The sequence below is a fragment of the Stenotrophomonas sp. 82F1 genome (assembly GCF_056861525.1).
Genome location: NZ_JBSPUD010000015.1, coordinates 1 through 15,864 on the forward strand (window position 1 = coordinate 1; position 15,864 = coordinate 15,864).

Annotated in this window: 11 protein-coding genes and 1 riboswitch; of the genes, 8 read left to right on the top strand and 3 right to left on the bottom strand. The window is 65.5% G+C overall.

Annotated elements, in window-relative coordinates; genetic code table 11:
- Window positions 1-195: 195 nt before the first annotated feature.
- Window positions 196-1,773, bottom strand: coding sequence for a BCCT family transporter (locus AC13GI_RS14400; RefSeq protein ID WP_482996649.1), 1,578 nt, complete (start codon window positions 1,771-1,773; stop codon window positions 196-198).
- A gap of 254 nt (window positions 1,774-2,027) precedes the next feature.
- Window positions 2,028-2,129: riboswitch (TPP riboswitch) on the top strand.
- Window positions 2,130-2,222: 93 nt separating this feature from the next.
- Here AC13GI_RS14400 and thiC point away from each other — a divergent pair.
- From thiC to AC13GI_RS14425, 5 genes are all read left to right on the top strand, one after another.
- Window positions 2,223-4,067: a phosphomethylpyrimidine synthase ThiC gene (thiC, locus tag AC13GI_RS14405; RefSeq protein ID WP_482996650.1), complete on the top strand. Its 1,845-nt coding sequence runs from the start codon at window positions 2,223-2,225 to the stop codon at window positions 4,065-4,067.
- A gap of 101 nt (window positions 4,068-4,168) precedes the next feature.
- Window positions 4,169-4,840: an ion channel gene (locus tag AC13GI_RS14410; RefSeq protein WP_099821631.1), complete on the top strand. Its 672-nt coding sequence runs from the start codon at window positions 4,169-4,171 to the stop codon at window positions 4,838-4,840.
- Between the two features lie 259 nt (window positions 4,841-5,099).
- The gene (locus tag AC13GI_RS14415) at window positions 5,100-7,424 is read left to right on the top strand and encodes a winged helix-turn-helix domain-containing protein (protein ID WP_482996651.1); all 2,325 of its coding nucleotides are present in this window, start codon (window positions 5,100-5,102) and stop codon (window positions 7,422-7,424) included.
- Between the two features lie 115 nt (window positions 7,425-7,539).
- Complete coding sequence (locus AC13GI_RS14420) at window positions 7,540-8,439, top strand: helix-turn-helix transcriptional regulator (RefSeq protein ID WP_099821629.1); 900 nt, start codon at window positions 7,540-7,542, stop codon at window positions 8,437-8,439.
- Window positions 8,440-8,488: 49 nt separating this feature from the next.
- A complete protein-coding gene (locus AC13GI_RS14425; RefSeq protein WP_482996652.1) occupies window positions 8,489-11,377 on the top strand; it encodes a TonB-dependent receptor in 2,889 nt (962 codons plus the stop codon).
- A gap of 298 nt (window positions 11,378-11,675) precedes the next feature.
- On the opposite strand, the gene AC13GI_RS14430 is transcribed toward AC13GI_RS14425, so the two are convergent.
- Entirely contained in the window at window positions 11,676-12,797 is a 1,122-nt protein-coding gene (locus tag AC13GI_RS14430) for an HDOD domain-containing protein (protein ID WP_099821627.1), read from the bottom strand.
- A 151-nt stretch (window positions 12,798-12,948) separates the two neighbouring features.
- A complete protein-coding gene (gene ppa / locus AC13GI_RS14435) occupies window positions 12,949-13,485 on the bottom strand; it encodes an inorganic diphosphatase (protein WP_025874161.1) in 537 nt (178 codons plus the stop codon).
- 183 nt (window positions 13,486-13,668) lie between these two features.
- Here ppa and AC13GI_RS14440 point away from each other — a divergent pair, with 183 nt between their 5' ends.
- The 3 genes from AC13GI_RS14440 (at window position 13,669) to AC13GI_RS14450 (ending at window position 15,752) form a co-directional block, all read left to right on the top strand.
- Complete coding sequence (locus AC13GI_RS14440) at window positions 13,669-14,142, top strand: hypothetical protein (RefSeq protein ID WP_380654995.1); 474 nt, start codon at window positions 13,669-13,671, stop codon at window positions 14,140-14,142.
- Between the two features lie 72 nt (window positions 14,143-14,214).
- Window positions 14,215-14,715, top strand: coding sequence for an RNA polymerase sigma factor (locus AC13GI_RS14445; protein WP_482996653.1), 501 nt, complete (start codon window positions 14,215-14,217; stop codon window positions 14,713-14,715).
- Between the two features lie 104 nt (window positions 14,716-14,819).
- The gene (locus AC13GI_RS14450; protein ID WP_482996654.1) at window positions 14,820-15,752 is read left to right on the top strand and encodes a FecR family protein; all 933 of its coding nucleotides are present in this window, start codon (window positions 14,820-14,822) and stop codon (window positions 15,750-15,752) included.
- The last annotated feature ends 112 nt before the right edge of the window (window positions 15,753-15,864 follow it).

The following is a 15,864-nucleotide window of genomic DNA, read 5'->3' on the forward strand; positions in this document are numbered from 1 at the left end:
GGGGGGTGGGGGGGGGGGGGGGGGCAGGACCGTTGGCGCCATGGATGGCGCCATCGAGCCCCCATGGACGGGTTTACGGCGTGTCCTGCCCACCCACACCGCCTCGCCCAACCAGCAGAAACCCAGAGCCGCTTTTGAATTTGAACTTGGCTCTTGCTTGAAAAAAGCAGTGCAGCCGCAGGCTGCAAAACACCCTCAATCCGAATCCTGCGCGCGCACCGCCTCCGCCTGGGTCTCTTCCTGCGCCGCCATCTCACGCGCGATCCACGCATCGATCATGCGTCGCTGGCGTTGCGCCTGCCGCCGCTCGCGCGTGTACTCCTGGTCCAGCACGCGGTACAGCGACACCATCACCAGCACCATCAACAGCGCGAACGGCAACGCGGCGATCGTGATCATTCCCTGCAGCGCCTCCAGACCACCGGCCAGCAGCAACGCACCCGCGATCAGTGCGATGCCCACGCCCCACGCAATCTTGTGCCTGCGCGATGGCTCGCCCGCATCGTCGGTGGACATCGTGGCCAGTACCAGCACCGCCGAATCAGCCGAAGTCACGAAGAAGATCATCAACAGCACCAAGGCGATGCTCGATAGCAGCAACGGCAGTGGCAGGCTGTCGAACAGGGTGAACAGCACCGTCTCATAGCCGTTGCCCAGCGCCTGCACCAGGTCGGCGTGGCCGAAGATCTGCGACCAGATCGCGGTGCCACCGAAGACCGAGAACCAGAAGAAACCGAGCAGGGTGGGCGCAAGCACCACGCCCACCACGAACTCGCGGACACTGCGGCCGCGCGAGATGCGCGCGATGAACGAACCGACGAACGGTGCCCACGAAATCCACCATGCCCAATAGAAGATCGTCCAGTCCGCCACCCAGGTGCTGGACGAGAACGGCGACATGCGCAGGCTCATGGTCACCAACTGGTTGAGATAGGAACCCAGCGTGGTGGTGAAGGTGTTGAAGATGGCGCCAGTCGGGCCGAGCACCAGCACCAATGCCAGCAGCAATGCCGCCAGCGCCAGATTGACGTTGGACAGCCACTTCATGCCACGCCCCACGCCGCTCAGCGAGGAGGCCATGTACAGCACGAACGCGACTGCAATGATGGTCAGCTGCAGCGGTATGCCTGCGTGCAGCCCGAACACCCGTTCTACGCCGGCGGCGATCTGCACCGTGCCGAAACCCAGTGCCGTGGCCACGCCCACTGCGGTGGCGACCACGGCGGAGATGTTGACCACCTTGCCGATCCAGCCGCGATGGTGTCGGCCGATGATCGGCTGCAGCATGTCGCTGATCTGGCCACCACCGTTGCGGTTGAACTGGAACCAGGCCATCGCCAGGCCGATCAGCGCATAGATCGCCCACGGATGCAGGCCCCAGTGGAAGAACACGTAGCGCATCGCGGCGCGTGCGGCGTCCATGCTCTGCGGTTCAATGCCTTCCGGTGGCTTGGTGAAGTGCGAAATCGGCTCGGCCGCTCCCCAGAACACCAGGCCGATGCCCATGCCGGCAGCGAACAGCATCGACATCCAGCTGGCGCGCGAGAACTCGGGCTCGGCGTCTTCGCCACCGATGCGCAGGTTGCCGAAGCGGCCGAACGCCAGGTACATCAGGAACACCAACGCCAGGAATACCACCAGCAGGTACAGCCAGCCGACGCTGCGGATGACATCGCCCAGCGCCGCCTGCACGACGGTATTGAAGGGGCCGGGCGCGAGGCCGGCCAGCAGCACCAGGGCAAACACCAGTGCAATGGAAATGCGAAACACCATGAAGGAGCTTCTCCGATCAAGGGATTGAGGGGAGCGAGCGAAAGCTTGCAGGGAGTGGTCCAGCGACAGCGTGCGCACACCGGACAGGCGCCGCGATGGCGGCAGGGAATGCACCGCTTGCGACGGTGCGGTGCGCGTGCACGTTACTGAATGCGACGTCACGGTTCTGTTAACGAATGGCGATTGGGGTCAGATCCGTTTTCCGCAGGAACCGGATCTGACCCCGGAGGCAGGCGGTCTATGCTCTAATGCGCACCAAGAAGCGGGGGTACCGCGGCCTTGTGGCCACGGTTGAGATAGTCCCTTGGAACCTGATCCGGCTCATACCGGCGTAGGGAAGCTTTGCAATGCAGCCGTGCCCCGACCACGCCCAAGGACCGCCTTGGTGCTGTCCGGGCGCGGGCGCAGTGCGCCGCCGCTTCGTCCCTGACCTTCCTGGACGATGCCCGATGAACGCACAGCTCTCTGCCCTGCAGCAACAGGCCCAGCAACTCTCCGAGTCCGTGACCAGGCCCATACCCGGCTCGCGCAAGATCCACGTGCCCGGCTCGCGGCCGGACCTGCAGGTGCCGATGCGCGAGATCGCGCTGACCCGCACGCCCACCGTGTTCGGTAGCGAAGAGAACGCACCGGTCACCGTCTACGACACTTCCGGCCCGTACACCGATCCGCAGGTCCCTATCGATCTTTCCGCAGGCCTGCCCGCATTGCGTCGTGCGTGGGTGGAGGAGCGCAACGACACCGAACAGCTTGATGGCCTCAGCTCCTCGTTCGGCCGCGCGCGTGAGCACGATCCCAAGCTGGATCCGGTGCGTTTCCCCGCGCGCAGCCTGCCGCGCCGCGCGCAGGCCGGTGCCAACGTCACCCAGATGCACTACGCGCGCCGCGGCATCATCACCCCGGAAATGGAATTCGTCGCCATCCGCGAGAACCAGCGGCTGGAGGCGATCCGTGATGCCGCGCTGCTGCAGCAGCATCCCGGTGAATCCTTCGGCGCATCGATCCAGCACATCATCACCCCGGAATTCGTGCGCGATGAAATCGCCCGCGGCCGTGCGGTGCTGCCCAACAACATCAATCACCCGGAAAGCGAGCCGATGATCATCGGTCGCAACTTCCTCACCAAGATCAACGCCAACATCGGCAACAGCGCGGTGTCCTCGGGTATTGCCGAGGAAGTGGAAAAGCTGGTGTGGGCGATCCGCTGGGGCGGTGACACGGTGATGGACCTGTCCACCGGCAAGCACATCCACGAAACGCGCGAGTGGATCATCCGCAACTCACCGGTGGCGATCGGTACGGTGCCGATCTACCAGGCGCTGGAGAAGGTCGACGGCCGCGCCGAAGCGCTGACCTGGGAGATCTTCCGCGACACCCTGATCGAACAGGCCGAACAGGGCGTGGACTACTTCACCATCCATGCGGGCGTGCTGCTGCGCTACGTGCCACTCACCGCCAAGCGCGTTACCGGCATCGTCAGCCGCGGCGGTTCGATCATGGCCAAGTGGTGCCTGGCCCACCACAAGGAGAACTTCCTCTACACGCATTTTGAAGACATCTGCGAAATCATGAAGGCTTACGACGTGACCTTCTCGCTGGGCGATGGCCTGCGCCCGGGCTGTATTGCCGATGCCAACGATGCGGCGCAGTTCGGCGAGCTGGAAACGCTGGGTGAGTTGACGAAGATCGCCTGGAAGCACGACGTGCAGACCATGATCGAAGGCCCCGGCCATGTGCCGATGCAGCTGATCAAGGAGAACATGGACAAGCAGCTGCGCGAGTGCGGCGAGGCCCCGTTCTACACGCTCGGCCCGCTGACCACCGACATCGCGCCGGGCTACGACCACATCACCAGCGCGATCGGCGCGGCGATGATTGGCTGGTTCGGTACCGCGATGCTCTGCTATGTCACGCCGAAGGAGCACCTGGGCCTGCCCAACCGCCAGGACGTGCGCGACGGCATCATGGCCTATCGCATTGCCGCCCATGCTGCTGATCTGGCCAAGGGGCATCCGGGTGCGCAGGTGCGTGACAACGCGCTGAGCAAGGCACGCTTCGAATTCCGCTGGGAAGACCAGTTCCACCTCGGCCTGGACCCGGAGAAGGCCAAGGAATTCCATGACGAGACCCTGCCCAAGGACGCGCACAAGCTGGCCCATTTCTGTTCGATGTGCGGCCCGCACTTCTGCTCGATGAAGATCACCCAGGACGTGCGCGAGTACGCCGAGAAGGGCATGCAGGAGAAGTCCGAGCAGTTCCGTGCAGCCGGCGCCGAGGTCTACCAGCAGGGCTGATCGCAGAGGGGCAGCGCCGGGTCATGCCCGGCGTCATCCCATCACCCATCTCACGGACATGCCGCTATCCTCGGCCCATCGTTCCCCGGGGACAAGGAACCATGCCCATTGCCGTGACCACCCGCTGGCTGGCCATCGCCCGCCGTCATCCCTCTGCGTGGCTGCTCGGGGCTCAACTGCTGTCGGTACTGCTGTACCCGGCGTTGGACGAAACCGCTGCCGGGCGCGCGGCAGTAGGGGTGTTCGGCATGGCCGTGCTCGGCCTGGCCCTGTGGGTGGTGCAGCGCAGCCCGCTGGGCACCTGGCTGGCGTTGGTGCTGGCCATTCCGGCGGTGGTGTTTTCCCTCTCTGCGGCATTGCTCGACCGGCCGGCACTGGGCATCACCGCACAGCTGCTGGAAAGCCTGCTGTATTTCTATACCGCGGGTGCGCTGATCGCCTACATGCTGCAGGACCACAAGGTGACCCGCGACGAACTGTTTGCCGCCGGCGCCACGTTCACGTTGTTGGCATGGGCATTCGCTTTTACCTTTGCGGTATGTCAGCAGTGGTATCCGGGCAGTTTCCAGGGCGCCAGTGGTGGGCCGCAGCGCACGTGGATGGAGCTGCTTTATCTGAGCTTCAGCTTATTGTCAGGCGTTGGGCTGAGTGATGTCGTGCCACTGCATCCGCAGGCCCGCGCGCTGGTCATGCTGGAGCAGTTTTCCGGCGTCATGTATGTCGCGCTGGTGGTTTCGCGGCTGGTCGGCCTGACCATGCTGAAACGCTTCTGAAAATGAACGCCAGATAAAAATATCGCGCCCGAAAGGGCGCGAATGATGATGCTTATTATGTGAATGCGTCGGCGAGAGAGAGCCTGATGTCGACCACGCGATAGGCGAGGTAACTCGCATAGGCTAATATCCGGAGGCTTCGTTTTTTTTGCGGTATGCGCCGATGCTTTGTGCGGAATCTGGCTTCTTGCTGTGCCAAGGATGGGAAGGGATCGATGGTGAACAGTGTTTGCGGCCTGTTTCAACCCCATAGCAACGAATGATCAACAGCGAAATCCAGTCGCCTGAATCCGACCGCGTCCGCGTCGGCGAGTGCATCGTTACTTTGTCCTCGCGTGAGGTCGAAGTCGCCGGTGCCCGCCGTACACGCCGTTTGACGCCCAAGTCGCTGGGCGTGCTGCGCATGTTGATGCGGCAGCCCGGGCGGGTGGTGACCCGTGACGAACTGTTCGCCGAAGTGTGGCCGGACACACTGCCGACCAACGATGTGCTGACCCAGGCGGTTACCCAGCTGCGCAAGGCGTTCAGCGTCGACGACGACAATGGCCAGGCGTACATCGAGACCATCGCCAAGACCGGCTACCGCTTGCTGGTACCGGTGCAGCCGCTGGCGGACCACGAGACCGATGCGATCGCTGCGGCAGAGGAGTCGGCGGCATCGCAGCCGCCTGCATCGGATGCCGTGGCCCCCGCCGGCGCGGCCGTGGTTGAACGTGGCAGCCGTCGTTGGCGGCGCCTGCGCCGGCGCCTGCTGCTGGCGCTGGGCGTGGTGATGCTGCTTGCGCTGGTGGTGTTGAGCGTACTGCTGCTGCGCCGCCCGGCGCCGGTGAATTCTCCGGTGGACGCCGCCGTGGAGAACGGCACGCGGGTGATCGGAAGCCCTGAACGGCCATATCGGTTGATCACCGCGACAGCCGGTTTTGAGACCTATCCCACACTTTCGCCTGACGGATCGCAGGTTGCCTACGAAGGCGCCAACGACGACGGCAAGGGTGGCAACGCCATCAAGGTGCAGACCTCCGGCAATGCGCCCGCACGCCAGCTGCTGTCGCCGCCGGCAGGTGCCAGCGACCGCTTCCCGAACTGGTCGCCGGATGGCCGCGAAATCGCCTTCGCCCGCTTTGGCGCCGATGACAGCTGCCAGGTGCTGATCGCCAGCGCCACCGGCGGCGCCGTGCGCCAGGCCACACGCTGCGACGGCACCGAACTGCTCAGTTTCGACTGGACGCCCGATGGCCGCGGCCTGGTCTTCGGCAGCATGGTCGGTCGCTATGCCCATCGCGGTATCCGCGTGCTCGATCTGGCCAGTGGCCAATGGCGGGCGCTGGACTACGCGGTCGACGAGGATGATTTCGACTACGCCCCGCGCTATTCGCCGGATGGCAAATGGCTGGTGTTTGTCCGCAACCCTCAGCTGGGCGACCTGTGGCGGATGCCTGCCAGCGGCGGCACACCGGAGCAATTGACGACCGAATCGGCCGAGCTGCGCGGTTGGGCATGGCTGGGCGACGGTCGACATATCGTGTTCGGTCGTCGCGTGGACAGCGAGGCACGCCTGTACTACCTCGACGTCGAGCGCCGCACGCTGCGCGACGCCGGGCTCGACGATGCGCAGTGGCCGGCCGTCTCCCGGCGCGGCGACATGCTGGCATTCGTGCATCGGCGCGCGCAGTTCGGTGTGTTCAGGATGCCCGCGCAGGGCGGTGCCGGCGAGCGTCTGTTCGCCTCCAGCGGCCGCGACGGGCAACCGATGGTGGCGCCGGATGGACGGCAACTGGTGTTCAGTTCCGATCGTTCCGGCAGCTTTGCGCTGTGGTGGGCCGATATGCAGCGGCCGGAGTCCTTGCGACCGATCGAAGGGCTGAAGCCGGAAGCGCGGCAGGCACCGGACTGGTCAGCCGACAGCAGGCATCTGCTGGTGGTGGGCCGCGATGAGCATGGCGAAGCGGTTGTCTACGAGATCGCCCCGCGCGACGAACAGCTGCATCGCCTTCCGGTGCCCGCCGAGCAACCGTTGCAGGCGTTGTACGGCGCAGACGCGGAGCAGCTGCTGGTGGTTGAACGTGATGCCGACCAGCACACCCGGTTGAGCCTGTTCGACCGCAGTGCGCAGCCATGGCGGCGGTTGGCCAGTCTGGAAGGCGTGTCGCAGGCGCGTTTCGACCGCAGTACCGGGCGGGTACTGTTCACTCGGCTGGCAGCCGGCGGGCTGTGGTCGGTGGACACGGCGTTGACCCCGGCCAGCGTGCAGCAGGTCAGCGAGGACCGGCCGAGCCGCTGGCGCTACCGGACCTGGACCGTGGCCGGCAACGGCAGCATCGACTACCTTGGCAGCAGTGCCGACTGCGGCACCACGCTGGTCCGTATCCAGTCCGGCCGCGAAGAAGCGGAGCGCTGCCTGGACGCGCAGCGCCTGAGCGCGGGCAATGGACTCAGCGCCAGCGCCGACGGAAGCAGCCTGTACCTTGCCCTGGCGATCAGCGATGGAGCCGACATCGGTGTGATGCGCCTGCCCGAGCAACCCCCCGCGCTGTTCCCGGCGTTCTCCAAGCTGTTGATCTTGAACGAGAAAGGGCCTTCGTAATTTCTTCGTGACGATCTCGCCGCGATTTCGTGGCGATCTCGGCCGTCTTTCCTGACGCGCTGCCACCTGATTTGGCAAAACGGAGGCCTGTACTTGGCAAATCCGTGGTGCCCTCATGCGTCAACTCTCGCTGGCTGATCGTGGCCAAACCCTATCCCTGGACAAGGCGATCGACGATATCGCGCCGACCTGCATGGGCGTTGCCCGCCTCGGCAGCCTGCAGACCGCCGGCACCAGTTTCAGCGTGTGGATGCAGGTGCGCGGCACCTCATGGGTGGAAGCCAAGGAAGGACGGTTCCGGCTCCGGCAGGGCGAGTGGATCGCGTTCGAGAAGGAGTCCAGGCCGCTGGTCCAGGCCGGACGCAACGGCTTGTGCGTCGGCATGAACCTGAATGTCGAAGCGCTGCGCGTGCTGACCGAGATGGCCGACTGCGGCCTGTATGCCGGCCGCGGCCTGATGAACCGTGCCGATGCACGCGTGGCATTGCGCCTGTGGCGTGACGCCCTCGCCAGCGGGCAGCCGGCGCAGGCGCTGCGTCCGTTGCTGTTGCATCTGGCCGGTCTGCAGCGCAGCCTGGCCGACAACGTACAGCGTTGCCCGGGCCGCTCGCGCAGCCGCAAGCGCCAGGTGTTCGGTCGCATGCAGCGCGCGCGCCTGTACCTGGAAGGCAACAGCCACCGTGTGGTGCGCATCGGCGAACTGGCCGAGCTGACCAACTTCTCCAGCTGGTATCTCTCCAAGACGTTCCAGAGCCTGTACGAGGAAAGCCCGCAGTCGCTTTCGGCACGGTTGCGCCTTGAGCGCGCGGCAGATCTGCTGCGCGACACCGACATGATGGTCGGCGAAGTCGCTGCCGCCAGCGGTTTCGACAACTGCTGCAGCTTCGCGCGCGCCTTCCGCGCCCGCTATGGGCAGTCCGCTTCGCGCTTCCGCGAGAACGACGGGCAGCTTCCGCCACACTCCGCAAAGTCTCCGGTTGTGTCGCGCAAATACAGCGCTGCAACGCAATCGTAACGTGCTACGGCGTTTTAACACGCTACTAACACGTACCTTGGAGAGATTGATGAACGTTCGTATTCCCGCAGTGCGGCTCGGCTTGTTGCCGGCCGGCATTGCGCTTGCCTTGGCACCGTCCTTCGCTTCGGCGCAGGACGCAGCTGCCGGCGGCACGACCGACCTGGACCGCATTTCGGTCACCGGTTCGCGCATCCGCCAGGCGAGCATGGAAACCGCGCAGCCGGTGATCGCGCTGCAGCGCGCCGACATTGAAAAGCAGGGCTTCACCAGCGTTGCCGACATCGTGCAGAACCTGTCGGCGACCGGTTCGCCGGCGATCAGCCGCGCCGATGCCCTGAGCTCGGGCGAAGAAGTCGGCGGCCAGTACGTCGACCTGCGCAACCTCGGCCCGGAGCGCACCCTGGTGCTGCTGGACGGCAAGCGCATGGGCACCAGCACCGGCGGCTACACCGATCTGGCCTCGATCCCGACCTCGGTCGTGGAACGCATCGAAGTGCTGACCGACGGTGCATCGGCCATCTATGGTTCCGACGCCATCGCCGGCGTGGTCAACATCATCACCCGCAAGAACTTCGACGGTCTGGAAGCCAGCGTCTACGGTGGCCAGTACGGCCAGGGCGACGGCCAGAAGCAGGTCTACAACTTCGTCTACGGCCAGACCGGTGAGCGCGGTTCGATCACCTTCGGCGCCGAGTACAGCAAGGAAGACGAGGTCCAGGCCAAGGATCGCTCCTTCAGCCGCTACCCGAACGGTCGCTTCCATCCGAACCCGACCGCCGACGATGCCAATGGCTGGTCGCCGGCATCCAACCAGGGCGTGCTGATCGATGACATGGGCACCCCGAAGGATGCCGACGATGACATCTGGTACACCCGCGCCAATACCGGTGCCGGCAACGGCATCGGCGACTTCCGCGAGTTCGGCACCGGTGATTACACCAATGCCAGCCGTGAAATGTGGCTGCAGAACAAGCTGACCCGTCGCTCGGTGTTCGCCAACGGCAACTACGACCTGACCGACAACATCCGCGCCACCGCGAACGTGCTGTACACCAAGCGCACCGCGACCTCGCAGATTGCCGGCTACCCGTACCAGTCCGAGGTCTACGGCACCCCGCTGTCGGCCGACAGCATCTACAACCCGCTGGGCAAGGACGCGGAATTCATCCGTCGCACCTCCGAGTTCCCGCGCCAGACCGAATCCGAGCAGGAAACCTTCCGCTTCTCGGCCGGCCTGGAAGGTTCGTTCGAGTTCGCTGACAAGTTCTGGGATTGGGACGTGGGTTACGTCTACAACCAGAACAAGGGCGTCAAGACCGGTACCGGCAACCTGTTCATCCCGAACGTGCAGAACGCCGTCGGTCCGTCCTTCATGGACGGCAACGTCGCCCGTTGCGGTACCCCGGGCAAGGTGATCGCCGGTTGCACCCCGTGGAACCCGCTGGCACCGTACGGCTCCACCGGCAATGGTTCGCTGGCTGACCCGGCACTGCAGGCCTACCTGTTCCTGCCGAGCCACGACACCTACACCAACACCACCAAGGCTTACAGCGCCAACATCTCCGGTTCGCTGTTCACGCTGCCGGCCGGTGACCTGGCCATCGCTGCTGGTTACGAGCACCGTCAGGAAAGCGGCGAGTACAACCCGGATGCACTGCTGCAGTCGGGCCTGAGCACCGACCTGGCCGGCGCGCCGACCAAGGGCAGCTACAAGCTCGACGAGTTCTACGTCGAACTGAACGTGCCGGTGCTGGCTGACATGCCGTTCGCCAAGGAACTGTCGCTCGACATGGCCGGTCGCTATTCGGACTACAACACCTTCGGCGACACCATCAACAGCAAGTTCGGCCTGAAGTGGAAGCCGATCGACGACCTGCTGGTGCGTGCGACCTATTCGACGGGCTTCCGCGCGCCGAACATCGCCAACATGTACGGCGGCACCTCGCAGACCTTCGACGCCTATACCGATCCGTGCGACAGCAGCTTCGGTTCGGCCTCGCGCAACCCGTCGGTTGCCGCGGCCTGCGGTGCACGTGGCGTTCCGGCGAACTTCCGCCAGATCACCTCCGGTGGCGCACAGTCGACCGGCCCGGGCACCCAGTCCTACAGCGCCTTCGAGTCCGGTTCCAACCCGGAACTGCAGCCGGAAACCTCCAAGACCTGGACGGCTGGCCTGGTCTACAGCCCGAACTTCGTGCAGGGCCTGGACGTCAGCCTGGACTGGTGGAAGATCCGCATCAACAACGTGATCGCCGCCGAGTCGGTGACCTCGATCCTCAACCAGTGCTACGTGCTGGGCGTTGCGTCGGCGTGTGACCGCTTCAGCCGCGGTACCGAAGGCCGTACCGTCAACCAGGTGGTCGACGTTACCCGTACCCTGATCAACGGTGGTTACCAGGAAACCGCAGGTTACGACCTGGGCATCAAGTACCGCCTGCCGGAGTTCTCCTTCGGCAAGATCGTGGTTGACTGGAAGACCACCTACGTCGATTACCTCGAGTACAAGCGCGACAACGAAGCCGAGACCCCGGTCGAGCAGCACACCAGCTGGGCAACCGGCGACTGGGGTGCGAACTTCCGCGTCCGTTCGAACCTGAATGTCGATTGGAGCCTGGGCAACCTGGGCGTCAACTGGGCCGTGCGTTACTACTCGAGCATGAAGGAGCCGTGCTCCTACGACACCGAGTGCAACCTGCCTGACTTCAACTCGGCCTACACCCTGGGTCAGCCGACCCGCAAGGTCGGTTCGAACACCTTCCACGATGTGCAGGTGCGTTACACCCTGCCGTGGCAGGCCACGGTCTCGGTCGGCGCCAACAACGTGTTCAACCACGAAGGCCCGGTCATGTACAGCCAGCCGAACTCGAGCTTCTCGTACTACGGTGGCTTCGACATCGGTCGCTACTACTACATGAAGTATACCCAGCGCTTCTGATCGATCGAAGCGTGACAGCAGAAAGAGGAGGGCGGGCCGCAAGGTCCGCCCTTCTTGTTTGCGCGATCGGGCAACGCGGATACCCACGCCGCGCGCCGAACTTTCGGTCACCCGCGACTACCCGACACCGCGCGCGGACGAACCTCCGCTCACCAACGGCTGATCCACGCCACGCGGACGAACTTCCGGATACTTCAGTAGATCCACGCCATGCGTGGATGGATCTTCCGGCACAACTAAAAAAGGCAGGCCTCCTGGCCTGCCTTTCGTCCCATTCCTACTTGCCTGCCGCTACGCCTCAGGCGTCGCTCGGCACCAGCCCCATCAGGCTGTTGGCGTGCTCGCGCCACTGCGGCAGCTTGTTCAGCACACCGGCGCGCTGCAGATACTCTTCATCCACCGGATCACCGTTGACCAGCGCCAGCGCCACGTGCACCGCACCGGTCACCCAGAAGCTGCGGGTGTTGGCGCGCTGCGGCTGCAGATGGAACGCCACTGCCTCGATGATCGGCATCGGCAGGCCCCACAGGCCCAGCAGATAGGCGCCGGCTTCGGCATGGCCGGGGCGGTCGTCGTCCGCCGGCTCGGCTTCGCTGCGCTCGTTGCGCACGCCCGGCAGCAGCAGGCCGATGTCGGCCAGCAGTGCGGCGGTGGCACCGAGTTCGGCGCTGGAGTCGGGCAGCAGGCGTGCGGCCAATCGCGAGGCCATCAAGGCGCGCTGCTGCAGCGAGTTGCGTTCGGCACCGGACAAGGTCGGCGCGGAAAACACTTCGCTGGCCAGCACCAGGTCACGCAGCGTCGCCAGGCCCAGCCGGGTCACGGCCGTGCGCAGGTCGGCGATGGTGCGGCCCTGGCTGAAGAACGCCGAATTGGAAAGCTGCAGCACCTTGGCCGCGATCGCCGGGTCGGCGGCGACCAGCTTGGCAACGTCGGCGCTGTCGGCGTCGTCGTCATGTTCCAGTGCCTGGGTCAGGCTCAGGTACAGGTGCGGCGGCGAGGGCAGCTTCTCGATGCGGCCGATGGCATCGCGCAGGCGCGGGCTGTCCAGCACGTCGCGCAGCTCTTCCAGGCTGGTCAATGCTTCCAGCAGTACTTCCGGTGCCAACGGCAAGGGCAGGAAGCGATGGGCGACACCGATCAGGCGTGCCGGCGGCGGCCGGTTGCCATGCTGCGCGTCGACCAGTGCGATGCGGATGGTCTCCGGGCGCAAGGTGCGGATCTGTCCCAGCAACGTCGTTGCGTTGAGATCGGGCAGCTGCGGGCAGACGATCACCGCGTCCACGCCCTGGGTGGCGACCGCGGTCATCGCGGTATGGCCATCGGTGGCGGTCAACGGCTGCCAGTCTTCCCCAAGATCGGCAATGAATTCGGTCAGCTCAGCCGGCAGGCTGGCTGTATCCCCAACAAGCAGAATACGCACGACACATTCCCCTGGCTGTCTCGACGGTCGATGTCGACGACGTGTGAAGTGACGCAATTTACCTAATACGGCGGCAAAGGTGATGTGCCGCCGTCATGAAACGTGACCCGCATCGCTCCGACGCCGTGCGCCGGAGCAATGCTGTTCAGTCTCAGGCCTTGCTGTCGAGGTGGCGCTGGTGCGCCTCGATCAGGATCTGCTTGGCCTCAGCCGCGCCACCCCAACCGTCCAGCTTGACCCACTTGCCCTTCTCCAGATCCTTGTAGTGCTCGAAGAAGTGACCGATGCGCTCCAGCCAGTGGCTGGACACCTGCTCGATGTCTTCCACGTGGGCGTAGCCGCCGAACACCTTGGTGACCGGCACGGCCAGGATCTTCTCGTCGCTGCCTGCCTCATCGCTCATCTTCAGCACGCCGACCGGACGGCAGCGCACCACCGAACCCGGAACCAGCGGCAGCGGCAGCACCACCAGCACGTCGGCCGGATCGCCGTCCCCGCACAGGGTGCTCGGCACGTAGCCGTAGTTGCAGGGGTAGCGCATCGGGGTGGAGAGGATGCGGTCGACGAAGATCGCACCGGTTTCCTTGTCCACTTCGTACTTCACCGGCTCGGAATCCTTCGGGATCTCGATGATGACGTTGATTTCTTCCGGCGGGTTCTTGCCGGGCGAGACGAGTTCCAGACCCATGGTGTGCTCCAGGTGGGGGTGTAGACGGATAGCTCTCCATTTTATGCCTTTGCCGGTCGCTGTGCAGAGTGGGGGGGCTGACGGCACCGCGCGGCGGGGGCCCACGCCGGCGGCCGGGGTTCACCGATGGGGGCGGCGCGGCCGGGCCGGCAGGCTGGACGCACCTTCCCGAGGAGTTGCCGCATGAACGTGTCCGCCCTGCCATTTGGCCTGTTCTGTGCGTTGCTGGCCGCGCCTTCGGCCCACGCCTTCCCCTACGTCGATCTGATCCACTACCCGCACCAGGAAGCCAACTGGGACCGCTTCTTTGCCCTGGAGGGGCGCCTGCAGCATGGCTTCGACGCGATCTGCGGCGACACCTTCTGCGAAGGCGAGTACAGCGATATCCATGCCCTGCGCCTGCGCTGTTCGGTGGATGCGGTACGCGGCACCGTTCGCGAGTGCCTGTGGGCGTTTGCCGCCAGCGATCTCGAAGTCTCCCGCAACGACGGCACAGTGGTGGCCCGGCAGCCGACCTGGCTGTGCCGCCTGCCGCTGCAGCCGGGTACTCCGGTGGAGGCCTTCCACACCGCACTCGCCGCCCGCGACCCGCTGCATGACCCGCTGCCCGGCACCGCGCAGAGCATCTACGACGCCCTGACCGACTGCATCCATTGATGAGAACGTGACTGATTCGCATTAACGGAGTAGCATCCGCGGCGCCTTCCGTCTGTCGTCCCGGTTCCGCGCATGTCCTCCAATGTCGCCGCCCTCACCGAACTGCTGATTCGCGAGCGGCCTGCGCTGCTGCGCCGGGTGCAGCGCATCCTCGGCGGCGAGAATGGTGCCGAGGATGTGATCCAGGCGGTGTGGTTCAAGGCCCGCGGGGTGGACGACAGCCAGGCCATCGACAACCCGCGCGCCTACCTGTTCCGGCTGGCCACCAATCTGGCCACGGACCATGGCCGCGAATCGACCCGGCGCAACCGCCTGCTGGCCGACCACTACCTGTGGGGGCCGGACGAGGTGATTTCGACCGAGGAACAGGTGATGGCACAGGACGAGCTGCAGCGCGTGCTTGACGCGGCGGGGCACCTGCCGGAGCCGACCCGCACCATCTTCCGGCTCAATCGCCTGCGGGGCCTGACCCAGGCCGAGATCGCCCGGCGTCTTGGTGTATCGGTGACCACGGTCGAGAACCATGTGCGTACCGCGCTGCAACGCCTGGCCTGGGCGCGCAACGGTCGATGATCGACCGGACTTGGGGATGAGCTTCGCTGAAACGTCTTGATTACTGGACCGTGGATGCGGTCTAGTTCCCCCGCCCGCGCTTGAATGCGCCTGTCTGCCAGCCGATGAGCCCGCCGAACATGCTGCCCGCCGCCAATGACGATGCCCTGGCCGAACAGGCCCAGGGCTGGATCACGTGGCTGGCATCCGGTGATATCTGCGATGCGCGCATGCGCGAGTTCGAGCGCTGGCTGCAACAGCCGGGACACCGTCGGGCCTTCGAGCACGAGCGCGCGCTGTGGCGCAGTGTCGGCCCACGCCCGCAGGCTGCGCCCGTCGAGCGGCGCAGGCCGAATCGCCTGCGCTGGGCAATGGCGGCCACGGCCGCGCTGGTGATGCTGGTGGCATGGCCGGAAGCCTGGTTGCGCCTGCAGGCCGACCACCGCAGCACGCATGTCGTGCAGAGCGTGCAGCTGCCTGATGGCAGCCGTGCCGTGCTGGATGCGGACAGTGCAATCGCCGTGCGCTTCGATGCGGACGCACGCCAGATCGAGCTGCTGCGCGGGCGTGCCTGGTTCCAGGTCAGTCCGGATGCGCAGCGGCGCTTCAGCGTGCACGCGGGCAATGGCGTGATCGAGGACATCTCGACCGCGTTCACCGTCGCGCGCGGCGATGACCGGGTGGAGACCCAGGTCGGGCAGGGCAGCGTGCGCGTGGCCAGCCCGGCCGACGGCGGCTGGACATACCTGCAGGTGGGCCAGCGTGCGGCCTATGGCGAACACAGCGGGGTGATGCGTCTGCAGGATGTGCCGGCCGACAGCGTGGGCGCATGGCGGCAGGGCGAACTGCTGCTGGACCAGGCCAGCGTCGCCGATGCCGTGCGATGGGTGGGGCGCTATCGCGCCGGCCCGACCTTCGTGCGTGGCGATCTGTCGCGGCTGCCGGCGGTGAGCGCGGCGCTGCGCATCGATCGCCCGGAGCAGGCGCTGGACGCGCTGGCCGCAACTGCAGGGCTGCAGGTCACCCGTCTTCCGTTCGGCGTCGCCATCGTTCAGTAGATCCACGCCATGCGTGGATGATCATCGCGAATCATCCCAGTGTGCCGACCAACGGTCGGCCCCCACCGCTGCGACCAGCCGACCAACGGTCGGCACCCACCGCTGCGACCAG